The organism is Bacillus cereus, assembly GCF_002567495.1.
In the GTDB taxonomy this organism is placed as follows: domain Bacteria; phylum Bacillota; class Bacilli; order Bacillales; family Bacillaceae_G; genus Bacillus_A; species Bacillus_A cereus_AQ.
This window is the reverse complement of the sequence record NZ_NVAP01000027.1, coordinates 127,134-141,812: the sequence shown is the minus strand read 5'-3', so window position 1 is coordinate 141,812 and position 14,679 is coordinate 127,134. Positions and strand designations below refer to the sequence as shown.

Below are 14,679 nucleotides of genomic sequence, written 5' to 3'. Positions count from 1 at the left end.
TGCTTCTATTTTAGGGAAATCTATGGAGTTTTTGATATAAATGGTATGATAGTATAGAAAAAGTATTAGGAGGTTATATATGATAAGTCAGTTGAAAAGAGAAGCACTTGACGCATTAAAAGGAAGATGGGGATTAGCGGTAGGGGCAACCTTATTAATTGGAATCCTTATTGGAGCTGTTAAAACGCTAACCACAGGTATTTTCTCGATATTTTGGGGTTGGGAAGAAGCAAATGATTCACTTACAGTAAGTATTATTGTAATGATTGTTATTGGTCCATTAACAATAGGTGCCTATTATCTTGTTTTAAATGCAATTCGTGGGACTGATGCTCGCATTGGTCATATATTTAGATGGTTTAGCGATGGAAGTAAGTTGATGAAGTCGTTTTTAACATATTTACTAATGTATGTATACGTGACTCTATGGACATTACTTCTTATTATTCCTGGTATTATTAAATCATTTTCTTATTCTATGACATATTTTATTTTGAATGATCATCCGGAATATACAGCGAATCAAGCGATTACTGAAAGTCGTCATATGATGAATGGACATAAAATGGATTACTTTTTATTATGCTTAAGTTTCTTAGGCTGGTTCATTTTAAGTATTCTTACTATAGGAATCGGTTTCTTATGGTTAGCACCTTATTTCTACGCGACATCAGCCGCATTTTATGAAGAGATTTCAAAAGAATATTATAAAAAAGAAGGCACTACTTTCTAATAAAACACCTAAATCATCTATCCTAAAGAATATAGGGAGCAGATGGTTTAGGTGTTTTTATATAGAAATTCTTCTCTTTATGTTTTATCATAGAGGGTTATTTTTTATGTAAAAATGATAGGAAATAATGAATAATATATAAAGAAAAAAGTGAGGTGAATGAGATTGAGCAAATTTTTAATTCCGTATTCATTTTCTATATTAAGTTTCTTTATTTCATTAACGGTACTTGATTTATATGACAGGATGGAAAAATTTAATGAGGGGACTTCACCGACTATACTTGGAAAGGTAATTCAATCTACTGCGCAAATAGGAGTCCTTACATTGTATTTCGGATTACCTATTATTTTAGGTGGATGTCTTCTTGGTGAGCTATTGTTTAGAGGTATCATTTTACGGTTTAAATTGAGCTATATTATATCTTTATTATTATATTTACTTTTAGCTTTTAGTATTGTTTTTATCTTTGTGTCTGTAATGGTAGGGATTCGAGCTGCATATGAAGAAGTTCGCACTCTTGAAACGATGTATTTCATAGGGATAACTATGATTTGCGCTGTTACATTCTTTGTAGGCCGGAATATATTGGAGAAAAAACAAGTTAATAATGGAGTGATAAAATGAAATATACATGTCCATGTTGCGGATATAGAACATTAGAAGAAGAACCACCAGGTACATATGAAATTTGTAATATATGTTATTGGGAAGATGATGAGGTTCAGTTTAACAATCCTGATTATGAAGGCGGGGCGAATGAAGTCTCGTTAAGACAAGCACAGAAAAATTTCATTGCGTTTGGTGCTTGCGAGGAATGTTGTGTTGGATCAGTTAGAAAACCAACTAGCGAAGATGTGAAGGATGCTAGTTGGAAGCAAATTGTTAAGTAGTTTATAAAAAAATGTTATTACTCTATTTAACGAGAGTGATAACATTTTTTTGTAATGATGAAGGGATTAGTGCCGTCTTATAAGGTAAAACAATAAAGATGATAAAGTAATAGGAAGATCTAAACCAGTAAATCCTATTGGAGAAAAAGATAGAAAAAGTTCTCTAGTCATGAATATACCGAATAAATAATTATAAAAGAAACCTAATAATAAAAACAAAGGGATTCCGATTTTTAATTCGTGACTTCTTTTTATTTTTTTATAGCAAAAATCACCTAATAAACAGCCGATAAAAACAGGAATACTTCCAAGAATGATATACATAATGATAGATACCCAAATTGGTCCCCATGAATCTGCATAATTTGGAACTAGTGTATACTGTAAAACGTTCACAACGACAGAAAAAATTAGTAAGCATGTTAAATAACTAATGGAAAATTTCTTTAATGGGATCATCCTTATAAAATTTTATTTTTATGAAAATATAACTCTTTTTAAATTATAGATTAGATATATGAGGAGAATCAATTTGTAGGGGATTTCGTATGTATGGATATATTTGTAATGAATATAAATGTATAGATGTATAGTCAGCGTTGTGTATTTGATGTTATCATATTGAATGATATGGAAATTTTTAATAGAAGAAGCAACGAATAATTCAAAGGCAATGAAGCCTTTGTTGTATAAAGAAAATATTTATCCCGCATTAACGGGCAGTAAGACCCCCACCTCAAAATTCAGAGAAAGCGAAGAAGTTAGGTGGGGGATCAACTGCCCGTAAAAGCCCGATTGGTGAAGGCTAATAATCAGTGGGGGATGAACAAAACCCCCACTGATTAAAGTTTCACTTTATTATTACTCAGCGATATTAAAAATAAGATACGTATTTATATAAATTTAGTAGAAATGGGGTTTTAAAAAGGAATGAGTATAAGTATAACACGGCAAAAGATTTTAGCAGCCGCTTCTCAAATTGTACAATGTAAAGGGGTTGCTAAATTAACCTTAGAAGCGGTAGCAAAAGAGGCAGGGATAAGTAAAGGGGGATTGTTGTATCACTTTTCAACTAAAGAAGCTTTAATAGAGGGGATGATACTCAAAGGGACGGAGGAGTGTCAAGCCGCTATCTACAATAAAGTAGAGGAAGACTTAGAGGAGAAAGGAAGATGGGTGCGTTCTTTTGTAGAGGAAAGATTAAGTAATGAAAGAAGAGTAGAAGAGTTGGGTAGTAGTATGATGGCAGCATTAATGCTAAAACCTGAATTACTTGAGCCGTTACAACAATCATTTCAGCAACTGCAAAATAAAATAGAAAATGATGAGATAGATTCGGTTTGTGCAACAATTATTAGATTAGCAGCAGATGGATTATGGTATTCGGAATATTTAGGGGTTGGAAGACTAAGCCCCGAATTAAGAGAAAAAGTGATTCAAGCTCTTATTGACAATTCATATAAATAGAATATGCGAACTATATAATGTAAAATAATTCACCATTGCTTATTTAATGTAGTGGTGAATTATTTTTTTTATTAGAAAAATAGAACAATTTGATAGAGTATTGAATTACAACCGTCCAGACGGTATAGTAATATTTGGTTTAAGAGGAAAATGAAACAAAAACAGAATAAATGATATTTTTAGCACACTATTCGAAAGGATAGGCCGCAAAGCTTAGAGTCTACGGTAATACATATTGGTTACTAAGATCGTCTGGTTGCACATTTTTGATGCAACCGGACGGTCTTTTTTTGTTATATAAATATAAAAATTTAGGAGGGAACTATGCAAATGAATAGTGCTAAAAGGCATATTTCAATGGTTTCATTAGTTTTTCTAGTATTATTTTCAGTGCTAAATGTATGGGCTCCAGTTATTCAAGCTGCTGTGATGAAAAGTCCAGTGGACGAAATTAATATTTCCCGTACTGATGGCACGACATCTGAACCATATCAAGCCTCAGATGGCATGAAAGTAGAAGTGAAGTGGTCAGCTAAAGAAAAAATAAAAAGTGGAGATCAATTCACAATTGATATGCCAAAAGAGTTTCGAAAAGACCTTATGAATATGAGTTTTCCTTTAAAAGATGCTGAAGGAAAAACAGTTGGTACATGTGAGATGAAAAAGGGTCTATTGACGTGTACTATGGGTGATTACGTAGAAGGAAAGAATAACATTAAAGGTTCTTTATTCGTAGAATTCTACTTTGGTCTAGAAGCATATGATGGTGTCAAAGAAATTCCATTAGAATTTAACGTTGATGGTCAAATCGTAAATAAAGAAGTAAGTGTAAATAATACGACAGAGAGACCAAAGCCACAGCCCAATACAGATAATCTATTGAAATGGGGTTCTTATAATCAAGAAGATCCGTCCATTGCTGATTGGCTTGTATATGTAAATGCAACTGGAACAGAAATGCAAGATCTTAAATTAACAGATACATTAGGACCTGGGCATGAGTTAATTACAGACAGCGTAGTATTAGAAGAGGCTGTATTTGAAGATGGTTATGCACCAACAAATATTAAGCCAGCAGATTTATCTAAAATTAAAATTAATGCAGCGAAGACTGGATTTACAATTGAATTTCCAGACAGTTCAAAAGGCTATATTTTAAGATATAAAACAAAGATTACTAATCCTGCTGCAAAACCTCATAAAAATACAGTGAAATTAGAAGGGAAAAATATTAAAACTGAAGAAAAAGTAGGACAAGTATTTGTAAGTGGTGGGGGAGGATCCGGTTCAGGTGAAAACAATCCACCGAGCATTGAAAAAAATATAGTTGGTGAGAATGGTAAGCTTGTAGAGAATGAGCAGTTAACACAAATGGATCAAGTTATACAATACCAAGTTGGTACACATATACCAAATGATCCACCTAAATACACATCTATGGTAATTCGTGATGATTTAGAAGATGTTTTAGAAGTATTAGATGCAAAAGTGTATGATCAAAATGGCCAAGATATTACTGCTAAAGGAACGTTAAATGTAGATAAACAAAGAAGTGAAGTAACATTTACGTTTGGTGAGAATTTTGACTATAAGTCATATGAAGACCAGATAATTAACCTCAGTATTAAGGCGAAAATTAAAGCGAATGCAGACTTATCGTCTTACGTAGATAAGAAGATTCCTAATAAAGCGGAATTACATTTTGATGATAAGAAATTAACATCGAAAGAAGTAACTGTTACGCCGCCTGAAACTCCAAAAGACGGTACAGTATCAATTCATAAAATAGATGCTGAGGATTCGAATAAAGGGTTAAAAGGTGCCGAATTTGAAGTTCGAAATAGTGCAAATGAAGTTGTTGCAAAACTGAAAACGGACGAGAAAGGTTTTTCAATACCTCAAACTTTAGCCCCTGGGACGTATAAAGTTTATGAAATAGTAGCACCAGAAGGATATCAAAAATTAAAAGAACCAGTAGAGGTTACACTTCAAGCTGGAGAAACAAAAACAATTGAAATTAAAAATACTATACAAAAGGGTCAAATTGAAGTAAAGAAAATTGATTCGGAAAATGGTGAAAAACCATTAGCAAATGCAGAGTTTGATATAGTAAAAGACGGTGTAGTAGTCGAACATATTGTTACAGATAAAGATGGTAAGGCAATCTCTAAACCGTTAGCAACAGGAAAATATATTTTAAAAGAAACGAAAGCGCCTGAAGGATACCAATTAAAAGAAAAAGAGTTCGAAGTAAATGTAACAGGGGACGGCATATTCCCAATACAAGTGGAAAATGCAATGGTAGACAAAGGTAATATAGAAATTACAAAAGTGGACAAAGAAAACGGTGCAGTATTAGCCGGTGTCGAATTTGAAGTCCAAGATGAGAAAGATGGCGTAGTAAGAAAAGTAGTAACAGATAAAGATGGAAAAGCAAACGTTTCAGATCTATCAGTAGGAAAATACAAATTAGTAGAGACGAAAAGCTTACCAGGTTACAAAAAACTAACAGAGCCAGTATCATTTGAAATTAAAAAAGGTATGACAGAAGTTTTATCATTGAAAGTAGAAAATGAGCAGTTAGACAAAGGCTCAGTAGAAGTTACAAAAGTAGATAAAGACAGCCAAAAAGCATTAGAAGGTGTAGTCTTCGAAGTGCAAGATGAAAAAGGAAAAGTAGTAACAGAAGTAAAAACAGATAAAGATGGTAAAGCAAAAATCTCAGACTTATCAGTAGGAAAGTACAAATTAGTAGAGACGAAAAGCTTACCAGGTTACAAAAAACTAACAGAGCCAGTATCATTTGAAATTAAAAAAGGTATGACAGAAGTCCTATCATTGAAAGTAGAAAATGAGCAGTTAGATAAAGGCTCATTAGAAATTACAAAAGTAGATAAAGACAGTCAGAAAGCATTAAAAGGCGTAGTCTTTGAAGTGCAAGATGAAAACGGAATAGTAGTAAAGGAAGTAACAACAGATAAAGAAGGAAAAGCAACAATCTCTGATTTATCAGTAGGAAAGTACAAATTAGTAGAAAAAGAAAGTTTACCAGGCTATAAGAAATTAACAGAGCCAGTATCGTTTGAAATTAAAAAAGGCATGATCGAGGTACTAGCATTAAAAATAGAAAATGCAATGGTAGATACGGGAAATGTAGAGATAACAAAGGTAGACAAAGATAATAAAGCACCGTTAGCGGGAGTAACGTTCATCGTCCAAGATGAAAAGGGTAATGAAGTTACAAAAGTAACAACAGATAAAGAAGGAAAAGCAAATGTTTCAGGTTTACCTGTAGGAAAGTATGAATTAGTAGAGGTAGAAAGTTTACCTGGTTATAAAAAGCTAGAAAAACCAGTATCATTTGAAATCAAAAAAAGAATGACAGAAGTTCTATCATTAAAAATAGAAAATGAAATGGTAGATACGGGAAATGTAGAAATCACAAAAATAGATAAAGATAGTAAAGCACCATTAGAAAATGTTGTATTTGAAGTACGTGATTCAAAAGGAAAAGTAGTTACAAAAGTAAAAACGGATAAAGAAGGAAAAGCAAATGTTTCAGATTTATCCATTGGGAAGTATGAGTTGGTGGAGGTAGAAACACCAGCGGGATACAAACCACTTGAAAAACCAATTTCATTCGAAATTGAAAAGGGTAGAATAACAGCATTACAATTAACTGTCGAAAATGAATTAGTTGATACAGGAAATGTAGAAATTACAAAAGTAGACAAAGAAAATAAAGATGTTTTAGCTGATGCAGTATTTGAGATTCAAGATAAAGCAGGACAAGTGGTTGCTAAAATAACGACAGATAAAAAAGGGCACGCACAAATTACTAATTTATCAGTTGGCACATACAAGTTAGTAGAAGTAAAAGCACCAAAAGGATATAAGCAATTAGTAGATCCGATTACTTTCCAAATTGAAAAAGGCATGACAAAATCGCTTGCTTTAACAGTAGAAAACGAAATGTTAGACAAGGGTAACGTAGAAATTACAAAAGTAGATAAAGACAGTCAAAAAGTATTAGAAGGTGTAGTCTTCGAAGTGCAAGATGAAAAAGGCAAAGTAGTAACAGAAATAACGACAGATAAAGAAGGAAAAGCAAAAATCTCAGACTTATCTGTAGGAAAGTACAAATTAGTAGAAAAAGCAGGTTTACCAGGTTACAAAAAATTAACGGAGCCAGTATCATTCGAAATCAAAAAAGGTATGACGAAAGTTTTATCATTGAAAGTAGAGAATGAACTATTAGACAAAGGTTCAGTAGAGATTACAAAAGTGGACAAAGAAAGTGGCGCGTTATTAGAAGGCGTAACATTCGAAGTGCAAGATGAAAAAGGCAAAGTAGTAACAACAGTAACGACAGATAAAGAAGGAAAAGCAAACGTTTCAGATTTATCAGTAGGGAAATATAAGCTAGTAGAGGTAGAAAGCTTACCAGGATATAAAAAACTAGCGAAACCAGTATCATTCGAAATTAAAAAAGGAATGACAGAAGTCTTATCACTAAAAGTAGAGAATGAACAGTTAGATAAAGGTTCAGTAGAGATTACAAAAGTAGATAAAGACAGTCAGAAGACATTAGCAGGCGTAGTCTTTGAAGTACAAGATGAAAACGGTAAAGTAGTAACAAAAGTAAAAACAGATAAAGAAGGTAAAGCAAAAATCTCAGACTTATCAGTAGGAAAGTACAAATTAGTAGAGAAAGAAAGCTTACCAGGCTACAAAAAATTAACAGAGCCAGTATCATTCGAAATTAAAAAAGGAATGACAGAAGTCTTATCACTAAAAGTAGAGAATGAACAGTTAGATAAAGGTTCAGTAGAAATTACAAAAGTAGATAAAGAGAGCCAAAAAGTATTAGAAGGCGTAGTCTTCGAAGTACAAGATGAGCAGGGCAAAGTAGTAACAGAAGTAAAAACAGATAAAGAAGGAAAAGCAAACGTTTCAGATCTATCAGTAGGAAAATACAAATTAGTAGAGACGAAAAGCTTACCAGGCTACAAAAAGTTAACAGAGCCAGTATCATTCGAAATCAAAAAAGGAATGACAGAAGTCTTATCACTAAAAGTAGAGAATGAACAGTTAGATAAAGGTTCAGTAGAGATTACAAAAGTAGATAAAGACAGTCAAAAAGTATTAGAAGGTGTAGTCTTCGAAGTGCAAGATGAGCAAGGAAAAGTAGTAACGGAAGTAAAAACAGATAAAAATGGTAAAGCAAAAATCTCAGACTTATCAGTAGGAAAGTACAAATTAGTAGAGAAAGAAAGCTTACCAGGTTACAAAAAGTTAACAGAACCAGTATCATTTGAAATCAAAAAAGGAATGACAGAAGTTCTATCATTAAAAATAGAAAATGAAATGGTAGATACGGGAAATGTAGAAATCACAAAAATAGATAAAGATAGTAAAGCACCATTAGAAAATGTTGTATTTGAAGTACGTGATTCAAAAGGAAAAGTAGTAACGAAAGTAACAACGGATAAAGAAGGAAAAGCAAATGTTTCAGATTTATCTATTGGAAAGTATGAGTTAGTAGAAGTAGAAACACCAGTAGGATACAAGCCACTTGAAAAACCGATTTCATTCGAAATTGAAAAAGGTAGAGTTACAGCATTACAATTAACTGTAGAAAATGAATTAGTGAATACAGGAAATGTAGAAATTACAAAAGTAGATAAAGAGGGCCAAAAAGTATTAGAAGGCGTAGTCTTTGAAGTGCAAGATGAGCAAGGCAAAGTAGTAACAGAAGTAACGACAGATAAAAATGGTAAAGCAAATATTTCAGATCTATCAGTAGGAAAATACAAATTAGTAGAGACGAAGAGCTTACCAGGTTACAAGAAGTTAACGGAACCAGTATCATTCGAAATTACAAAAGGTATGACGAAAGTCTTATCATTGAAAGTAGAGAATGAACAGTTAGACAAAGGTTCAGTGGAGATTACAAAAAGGGCTACTGAAAGCAAGAAAGTATTATCAGGAGCTGTGTTTGAAGTGCAAGATGAAAAAGGTAAAGTGGTAACGAAAGTAACAACAGATAAAGAAGGAAAAGCGAAAGTCTCAGACTTATCAGTAGGTAACTACACACTAGTAGAAGTAGAAGCACCAAAAGGATATGAAAAATTAACTAATCCAATTCCATTTGAAATTACAAAAGGAATGATAAATTCAGTTCAATTAGAAGTATTAAACAAATTGAATCATTTAGCACCGCCAGAACCAGAAAAACCTGGAACACCAAATCCAGAAAAACCTGGAACACCAAATCCAGAAAAACCTGGAACACCGAATCCAGGAGAACCGGAAACGATGAATCCAGAAAAACCGGAAAAAGAATTACCGAAGACAGGACAGAAAATGCCTGTGGAACCATATATGGGAGCACTTCTTGTAATGATGAGTTTTGGATTATTCGTATTAGGTAGAAAACAGCAGAGATAATAAAAGTGAAAAGGTATCCTCAAAGTATTTGAGGATACCTTTTTTAGCATAAAAAAAGCATCTAGCAAAAGAACTAGATGCAAATAAAAACACATGGGAAGACAAAATTCTTCCCGTTTCCCGTATGTAATTATATCAAAAAATTTATAAAAAACTAGTTATATTTAAAATATAATTTTAAAAAAAGTTATATACATAAATAATTGCAATACTCGCAGTTTTCTCTTTCTGAAAAATACATTTCCTTAATTTCGAATATTAAGACTAATGTTGATAAATCTTCAGATAATTAGAAAAAATAACCAAAAGGATATATAATATTGCTTAAGAAATAGTTTTAATGGATTACATATATTTCATTTGGTGTATTAATTGAATATCATAATTTTAAATTTTATTAAGCAAGAATCTCGGTTACGTATTGCATTTCTAACATAGGGTGAGAAAGAAAAATACAATAGTGTGGAGGTTTTTATAATGACGTTTGTTCTTAGTAAAATGAGAGGCTTTAGCATAGAAGAAAAGGTACATGAATTTGAATCTAAAGGATTCCTTGAAATCTCAAATGAAATCTTTTTACAAGAGGAAGAGAATCATCGTTTATTAACACAAGCACAGTTAGATTATTATAATTTGGAAGATGATGCGTACGGTGAATGCCGTGCTAGATCTTATTCAAGGTATATAAAGTATGTTGATTCACCAGATTATATTTTAGATAATAGTAATGATTACTTCCAGTCTAAAGAATATAATTATGATGATGGCGGGAAAGTTAGACAATTCAATAGTATAAATGATAGTTTTTTATATAATCCTTTAATTCAAAATATCGTGCGTTTCGATACTGAATTTGCATTTAATACAAATATAATAGATACAAGTAAAGATTTAATTATAGGGTTACATCAAGTAAGGTATAAAGCTACTAAAGAAAGACCATCTTTTAGTTCGCCTATTTGGTTACATAAAGATGATGAACCAGTAGTGTTTTTACACCTTATGAATTTAAGTAATACAGCCATTGGCGGAGATAATTTAATAGCTAATTCTCCTCGGGAAATTAATCAGTTTATAAGTTTGAAGGATCCTTTAGAAACTTTAGTATTTGGACAAAAGGTCTTCCATGCCGTAACGCCACTTGGAACAGAATGTAGTACTGAGGCTTTTCGTGACATTTTGTTAGTAACATTTTCTTATAAGGAGACAAAATGAGAGAGAATAAAATAATTATGATTTCTGGAGCCAATAGTGGTATAGGTCATGCTTGTATAAAATACTTTTTAGAAAAATCATTTCATGTAATAGCTCTTGATATTAATAATAATAACTTAATAGATTATATGAAAACAGATATACCTTTGAAAGTAGTGCAAATTGATTTAAGTAATAGTGAAGCGATTCATAATCTTTTTACTCAATTAGATTTAGAAAAGCTTTCTCCTGATATATTAATAAATGCTGCTGGTATTCGAGAGATAACACCTGTTTTAAATTTATCCGATGATATGTTTAAAAAAGTAATTGATGTAAATTTAGTAGCCCCATTTATCCTTTCTAGGGAAGTAGCGAAGCGATGGTGTGAATCAAAAATAAAAGGTTGTATTGTGAATATAGCATCGGTTTCTGGATTAATGGCTGAACCAGAGCGAGCTGCTTATGTGGCATCAAAGCATGCCTTAATCGGATTGACTAAACAGATGGCTATGGAATTTGGGAAGCAAAATATAAGAGTAAATAGCATTTCTCCCGGTGTTATTAGAACTGAACTTACAGAAGAATACTTTAGTAATAAAGCCTTGATGTCTATGATAAAAAGTAATCAATCTTTAGATACTTGGGGGTTGCCGCAGGATATTGTTTCCTGTATTGAGTACTTGATTTCTGATCAGGCCCGCTTTATTACTGGTTCTAATTTTGTAATTGATGGTGGTTGGACTGCTGGGAAAAACTTGTAATTGAGTGTTTTTGAGGAAAAGCACCTGTCCTTTTTTAGGCTGGTGTTTTTCTCACTATAAACCGATTTTTTATTGGAGGGGGATTAATTTGCTTCAAAAAAGTTTTAAGCAAGAGAAAACGGTACCGGCTTTAAAGATGATAGCATCAATGGTTATCTTTGGATCAGTTGGATTTTTTTCGGTTCAAACAAACTTACCTTCGTTTGAATTAGTGTTTGTAAGGTGTATTTTTGCGACAATATTTTTAAGTGTATGCTGGTTGCTTACAGGGCAATATAAACAAGATAAATGGGAACGAAAAGAAGTTATTCAAGTTTTAATATGTGGCTTTTTCTTAGTATTTAATTGGGTTTTCTTATTTAAAGCCTTTGAAAATATGTCAGTTACAATTGCTATCTCAGTTTATCATCTTGCACCAGTAATTGTACTGTTAGTTGGAAGTATCGTTTTTAAAGAAAAATTAACATTAATATCTATCATTTCAATAATTGTGTGTTTTGCAGGAGCTTTATTAATTGCTGGTATCGATGGAAGCTTCTCTTTCGGTTCATTAATGTCTTCAGGTATGATATGGGGATTTCTTGCAGCTCTCTTTTATGCATTTACAACTTTATTTGGTAAAGGGATTAATAAAATGAGTGCGTATGCAATGACATTTTTACAAACATTATTGGGGATATTTCTTTTAATACCATTTATAGATTTAGATGCTTTTAGTGGCCTCACTCAAAGTAATTGGACATATATTATAGCTACTGGTTTTATTCATACAGGGATAGTGTATTATCTGTTTTTTGATAGTTTACGCCATTTATCTACAAAAACAATCTCAATATTAGTTTTTTTAGATCCAGCAGTGGCAATATTATTAGATACTGTACTTACTGGATTCCGTCCAACTTTAATGCAAATAACAGGAATTCTTTTTATTTTTATTGGCATGACTTTAACATTAAAAAAATCTAAAGATAAAAAACTGAGCCAAAAAGAAAAGCGAATTGAAAGCGATGCTAGTATATCTCAACAATAATGAAATATATTGTGTATAAAAAGATAAACCTTGCATGAATCATGTAAGGTTTATTTTAGTTCAATATAATTCATATTTATAATATATAATTTTCAAAGCTGAGGTATGTTTTTCTTTAACATGCTTTTGATTCATATATTTTTATTTGACTATAAATTTACAAAAATGTATATAAAACCTTATTTTTTGATAATATATAAGTAATAAATTCATAGAATTGGAGTGATGAGATGCAGCCGTTAGAAAGGGAGATTCATTCTAATATGCTGAAAGTGTGGAGGATTCACGCTTTAATTGGAGCGGCAGTTATACTAACAGTCGTAATTGCGTATTTCTTTTTTATGATTAACTTTAACTGGTGGGGCTGGTTGTTTGGATTGTTAGTAACTGGCGCTATTACATTTATCCCACTTGATTATTTCGTATTTCCAAATTTACGTCAGCGCTATTATAGTTACCGATTAAATGAAGAAGAGATTGAAATTCAAAAGGGAATGTTCGTTGTAGAACGCGTACTTATTCCGATGATCCGTGTGCAGCACGTAACGATTGAGCAAGGGCCGATTATGAGAAAGTATAATTTAGCAGAATTACATATTTCAACAGCAGCAACTTCTCATAGTATTCCAGGTTTAACGAAAGAAGAAGCAGAACAGCTGAAAAGACAAATTGGAGAACTTGCGAAAGTGAGTGATGAGGATGTATAAGAGGCAACATCCGATCACGATATTGTTAGGTATTAGGGTTGCGAGTTTGTTGCCACTTATTATTCTTGTTTTATTTAAACCTGATGAACAAGTGGAACCTTGGTATTTATTTTATCTTTTCCTTCTGGTTGTTTTATTCATCATGGCTATTTTTTCAGCAATTAAATGGTATTTTAAAGTGTACTGGATTGAGAATAATATTTTACATATAAAGCACGGTGTTTTTGTAAAGAAGGAAAGCTATTTAAATAAAGAGCGTGTGCAAAATATTAGTACATCTTCAAACGTCATTTATCAAATGCTCGGACTTATGAAGCTAAATATAGAAGTAGCGGGCGGTGGTAATGAACCAGAAGTGATGTTGGCTGGTATTAAAGAAGACGATGCAAAATATTTAATCTCTTTATTACATAAGAAAGAAACTACTGTAAAAGAAGAAGTAGAAGAGGAAGAAAGTAAGACGGTTTATCAGTTAACGGCGAAAGAGGTTTTAGCAGCTGCGATTACATCTGGTCGGTTCGGACTAGTGTTTTCGGGACTAGTACTTCTTTACACAAAGTTTGATTTTGTTCTTCCTGAAGGGTTCACAAGTAAAGTAGAAGCGTATGTGATGGGGAACGGTGTTTATAAAATAATTGTAATTGCATTAATTTTAATGGCGATTTCATGGATTATTTCCACGGCTGGATATGTGCTGAAATATGCAAACTTTAAAATTGAGCGAAAAGGGGACGAGATTCGTATCGTTCAAGGGTTATTTGAAAAGAAAGAGTTTGTCTTAAAATTGCACCGTATTCAAGCGATTACTGTGAAAGAAGGTATGCTTCGCCAGCCGTTTGGTTATTGTGCTGTTAAAGTGGAAGCAATTCACAGTATTGGAGCAGCAAGTAATGACGTGATGCTACATCCTTTTATGAAGAAAAAAGATGTACAGCAACTGCTCACATATTTAGAGTTGCCTTATGAAATTGAAGCGGAGATCGTTCACTTACCAAAAACAGCGTTGCGTCGTTATTTCATTATGGGCTGGTTAGTAAGTAGCATACTCACAGTTCCAATTGTCAGCGTGAGTATATATTTTAAACAATATATTGCGTTGTTTGTTATTTTACCGTTATTTATCGTATTTTCGTTACTTGCGTATGCTAGATATAAAAGTGGCGGTTATGAATTAAGAGAAAATCAACTAATGGTCGTGTATCGTGATTTTTCGAAATATACAGGGATCATGCGAAGAAGACATATTCAAGCAGTAGGTTATAATCAATCGTATTTTCAAAGAAAAGATGAATTATGTACAACTCTTGTGGCGGTAGCTGGGCGCGGTTATGAAGTGAAGCATATGAGAAAAAAAGATTCGCTTCGTATATATAATTGGTACAAAGAAAAAGGAAACACCGTTGCGTAATGGTGTTTCCTTTTTTGTTTCGTGGTCGTTGAA

At 32.5% G+C, this 14,679-nt stretch carries 11 protein-coding genes and 1 riboswitch; of the genes, 10 read left to right on the top strand and 1 reads right to left on the bottom strand.

Going from position 1 to position 14,679, the window contains the following annotated elements:
* The first annotated feature begins 79 nt into the window (after positions 1-79).
* The 3 genes from COK05_RS13410 (at position 80) to COK05_RS13400 (ending at position 1,626) form a co-directional block, all read left to right on the top strand.
* Positions 80-733 (top strand): DUF975 family protein, encoded by a 654-nt coding sequence (locus COK05_RS13410; protein ID WP_098612948.1) that lies wholly within the window; start codon positions 80-82, stop codon positions 731-733.
* Positions 734-898: 165 nt separating this feature from the next.
* Entirely contained in the window at positions 899-1,360 is a 462-nt protein-coding gene (locus COK05_RS13405; protein WP_141539080.1) for a hypothetical protein, read from the top strand.
* Positions 1,357-1,626, top strand: a complete 270-nt coding sequence (locus tag COK05_RS13400; protein WP_098612946.1) for a CPCC family cysteine-rich protein — start codon at positions 1,357-1,359, stop codon at positions 1,624-1,626. Before COK05_RS13405 ends, COK05_RS13400 begins: the two co-directional genes overlap by 4 nt.
* A gap of 66 nt (positions 1,627-1,692) precedes the next feature.
* Here the strand turns inward: COK05_RS13400 and COK05_RS31725 are convergent, their stop codons facing one another.
* A complete protein-coding gene (locus COK05_RS31725) occupies positions 1,693-2,085 on the bottom strand; it encodes a hypothetical protein (RefSeq protein WP_098612945.1) in 393 nt (130 codons plus the stop codon).
* Between the two features lie 471 nt (positions 2,086-2,556).
* On the opposite strand from COK05_RS31725, the gene COK05_RS13385 reads away from it, so the two are divergent.
* From COK05_RS13385 to COK05_RS13355, 7 genes are all read left to right on the top strand, one after another.
* Complete coding sequence (locus tag COK05_RS13385; protein ID WP_098612944.1) at positions 2,557-3,093, top strand: TetR/AcrR family transcriptional regulator; 537 nt, start codon at positions 2,557-2,559, stop codon at positions 3,091-3,093.
* 171 nt (positions 3,094-3,264) lie between these two features.
* A riboswitch (cyclic di-GMP riboswitch) is annotated at positions 3,265-3,357 on the top strand.
* A 60-nt stretch (positions 3,358-3,417) separates the two neighbouring features.
* The gene (locus tag COK05_RS13380) at positions 3,418-9,543 is read left to right on the top strand and encodes a SpaA isopeptide-forming pilin-related protein (RefSeq protein ID WP_098612943.1); all 6,126 of its coding nucleotides are present in this window, start codon (positions 3,418-3,420) and stop codon (positions 9,541-9,543) included.
* 477 nt (positions 9,544-10,020) lie between these two features.
* Positions 10,021-10,758, top strand: a complete 738-nt coding sequence (locus tag COK05_RS13375) for a 2OG-Fe dioxygenase family protein (protein ID WP_141539079.1) — start codon at positions 10,021-10,023, stop codon at positions 10,756-10,758.
* Complete coding sequence (locus COK05_RS13370) at positions 10,755-11,501, top strand: SDR family NAD(P)-dependent oxidoreductase (protein WP_141539078.1); 747 nt, start codon at positions 10,755-10,757, stop codon at positions 11,499-11,501. The genes COK05_RS13375 and COK05_RS13370 overlap by 4 nt, the downstream gene beginning before the upstream one ends.
* An 88-nt stretch (positions 11,502-11,589) precedes the next feature.
* Positions 11,590-12,531 (top strand): DMT family transporter, encoded by a 942-nt coding sequence (locus tag COK05_RS13365; RefSeq protein WP_098612941.1) that lies wholly within the window; start codon positions 11,590-11,592, stop codon positions 12,529-12,531.
* A 230-nt stretch (positions 12,532-12,761) separates the two neighbouring features.
* Positions 12,762-13,238, top strand: a complete 477-nt coding sequence (locus COK05_RS13360) for a PH domain-containing protein (protein ID WP_001182720.1) — start codon at positions 12,762-12,764, stop codon at positions 13,236-13,238.
* The gene (locus COK05_RS13355) at positions 13,231-14,646 is read left to right on the top strand and encodes a PH domain-containing protein (RefSeq protein WP_098612940.1); all 1,416 of its coding nucleotides are present in this window, start codon (positions 13,231-13,233) and stop codon (positions 14,644-14,646) included. Before COK05_RS13360 ends, COK05_RS13355 begins: the two co-directional genes overlap by 8 nt.
* The last annotated feature ends 33 nt before the right edge of the window (positions 14,647-14,679 follow it).

Bases quoted from the DNA above. Each gene is read 5' to 3' on its own strand.
- COK05_RS13370 (WP_141539078.1), top strand. From the start codon at position 10,755: ATGAGAGAGAATAAAATAATTATGATTTCTGGAGCCAATAGTGGTATA.
- COK05_RS13410 (WP_098612948.1), top strand. From the start codon at position 80: ATGATAAGTCAGTTGAAAAGAGAAGCACTTGACGCATTAAAAGGAAGA.
- COK05_RS13355 (WP_098612940.1), top strand. From the start codon at position 13,231: ATGTATAAGAGGCAACATCCGATCACGATATTGTTAGGTATTAGGGTT.
- COK05_RS31725 (WP_098612945.1), bottom strand. From the start codon at position 2,085: ATGATCCCATTAAAGAAATTTTCCATTAGTTATTTAACATGCTTACTA.
- COK05_RS13380 (WP_098612943.1), top strand. From the start codon at position 3,418: ATGCAAATGAATAGTGCTAAAAGGCATATTTCAATGGTTTCATTAGTT.
- COK05_RS13375 (WP_141539079.1), top strand. From the start codon at position 10,021: ATGACGTTTGTTCTTAGTAAAATGAGAGGCTTTAGCATAGAAGAAAAG.
- COK05_RS13385 (WP_098612944.1), top strand. From the start codon at position 2,557: ATGAGTATAAGTATAACACGGCAAAAGATTTTAGCAGCCGCTTCTCAA.
- COK05_RS13400 (WP_098612946.1), top strand. From the start codon at position 1,357: ATGAAATATACATGTCCATGTTGCGGATATAGAACATTAGAAGAAGAA.
- COK05_RS13360 (WP_001182720.1), top strand. From the start codon at position 12,762: ATGCAGCCGTTAGAAAGGGAGATTCATTCTAATATGCTGAAAGTGTGG.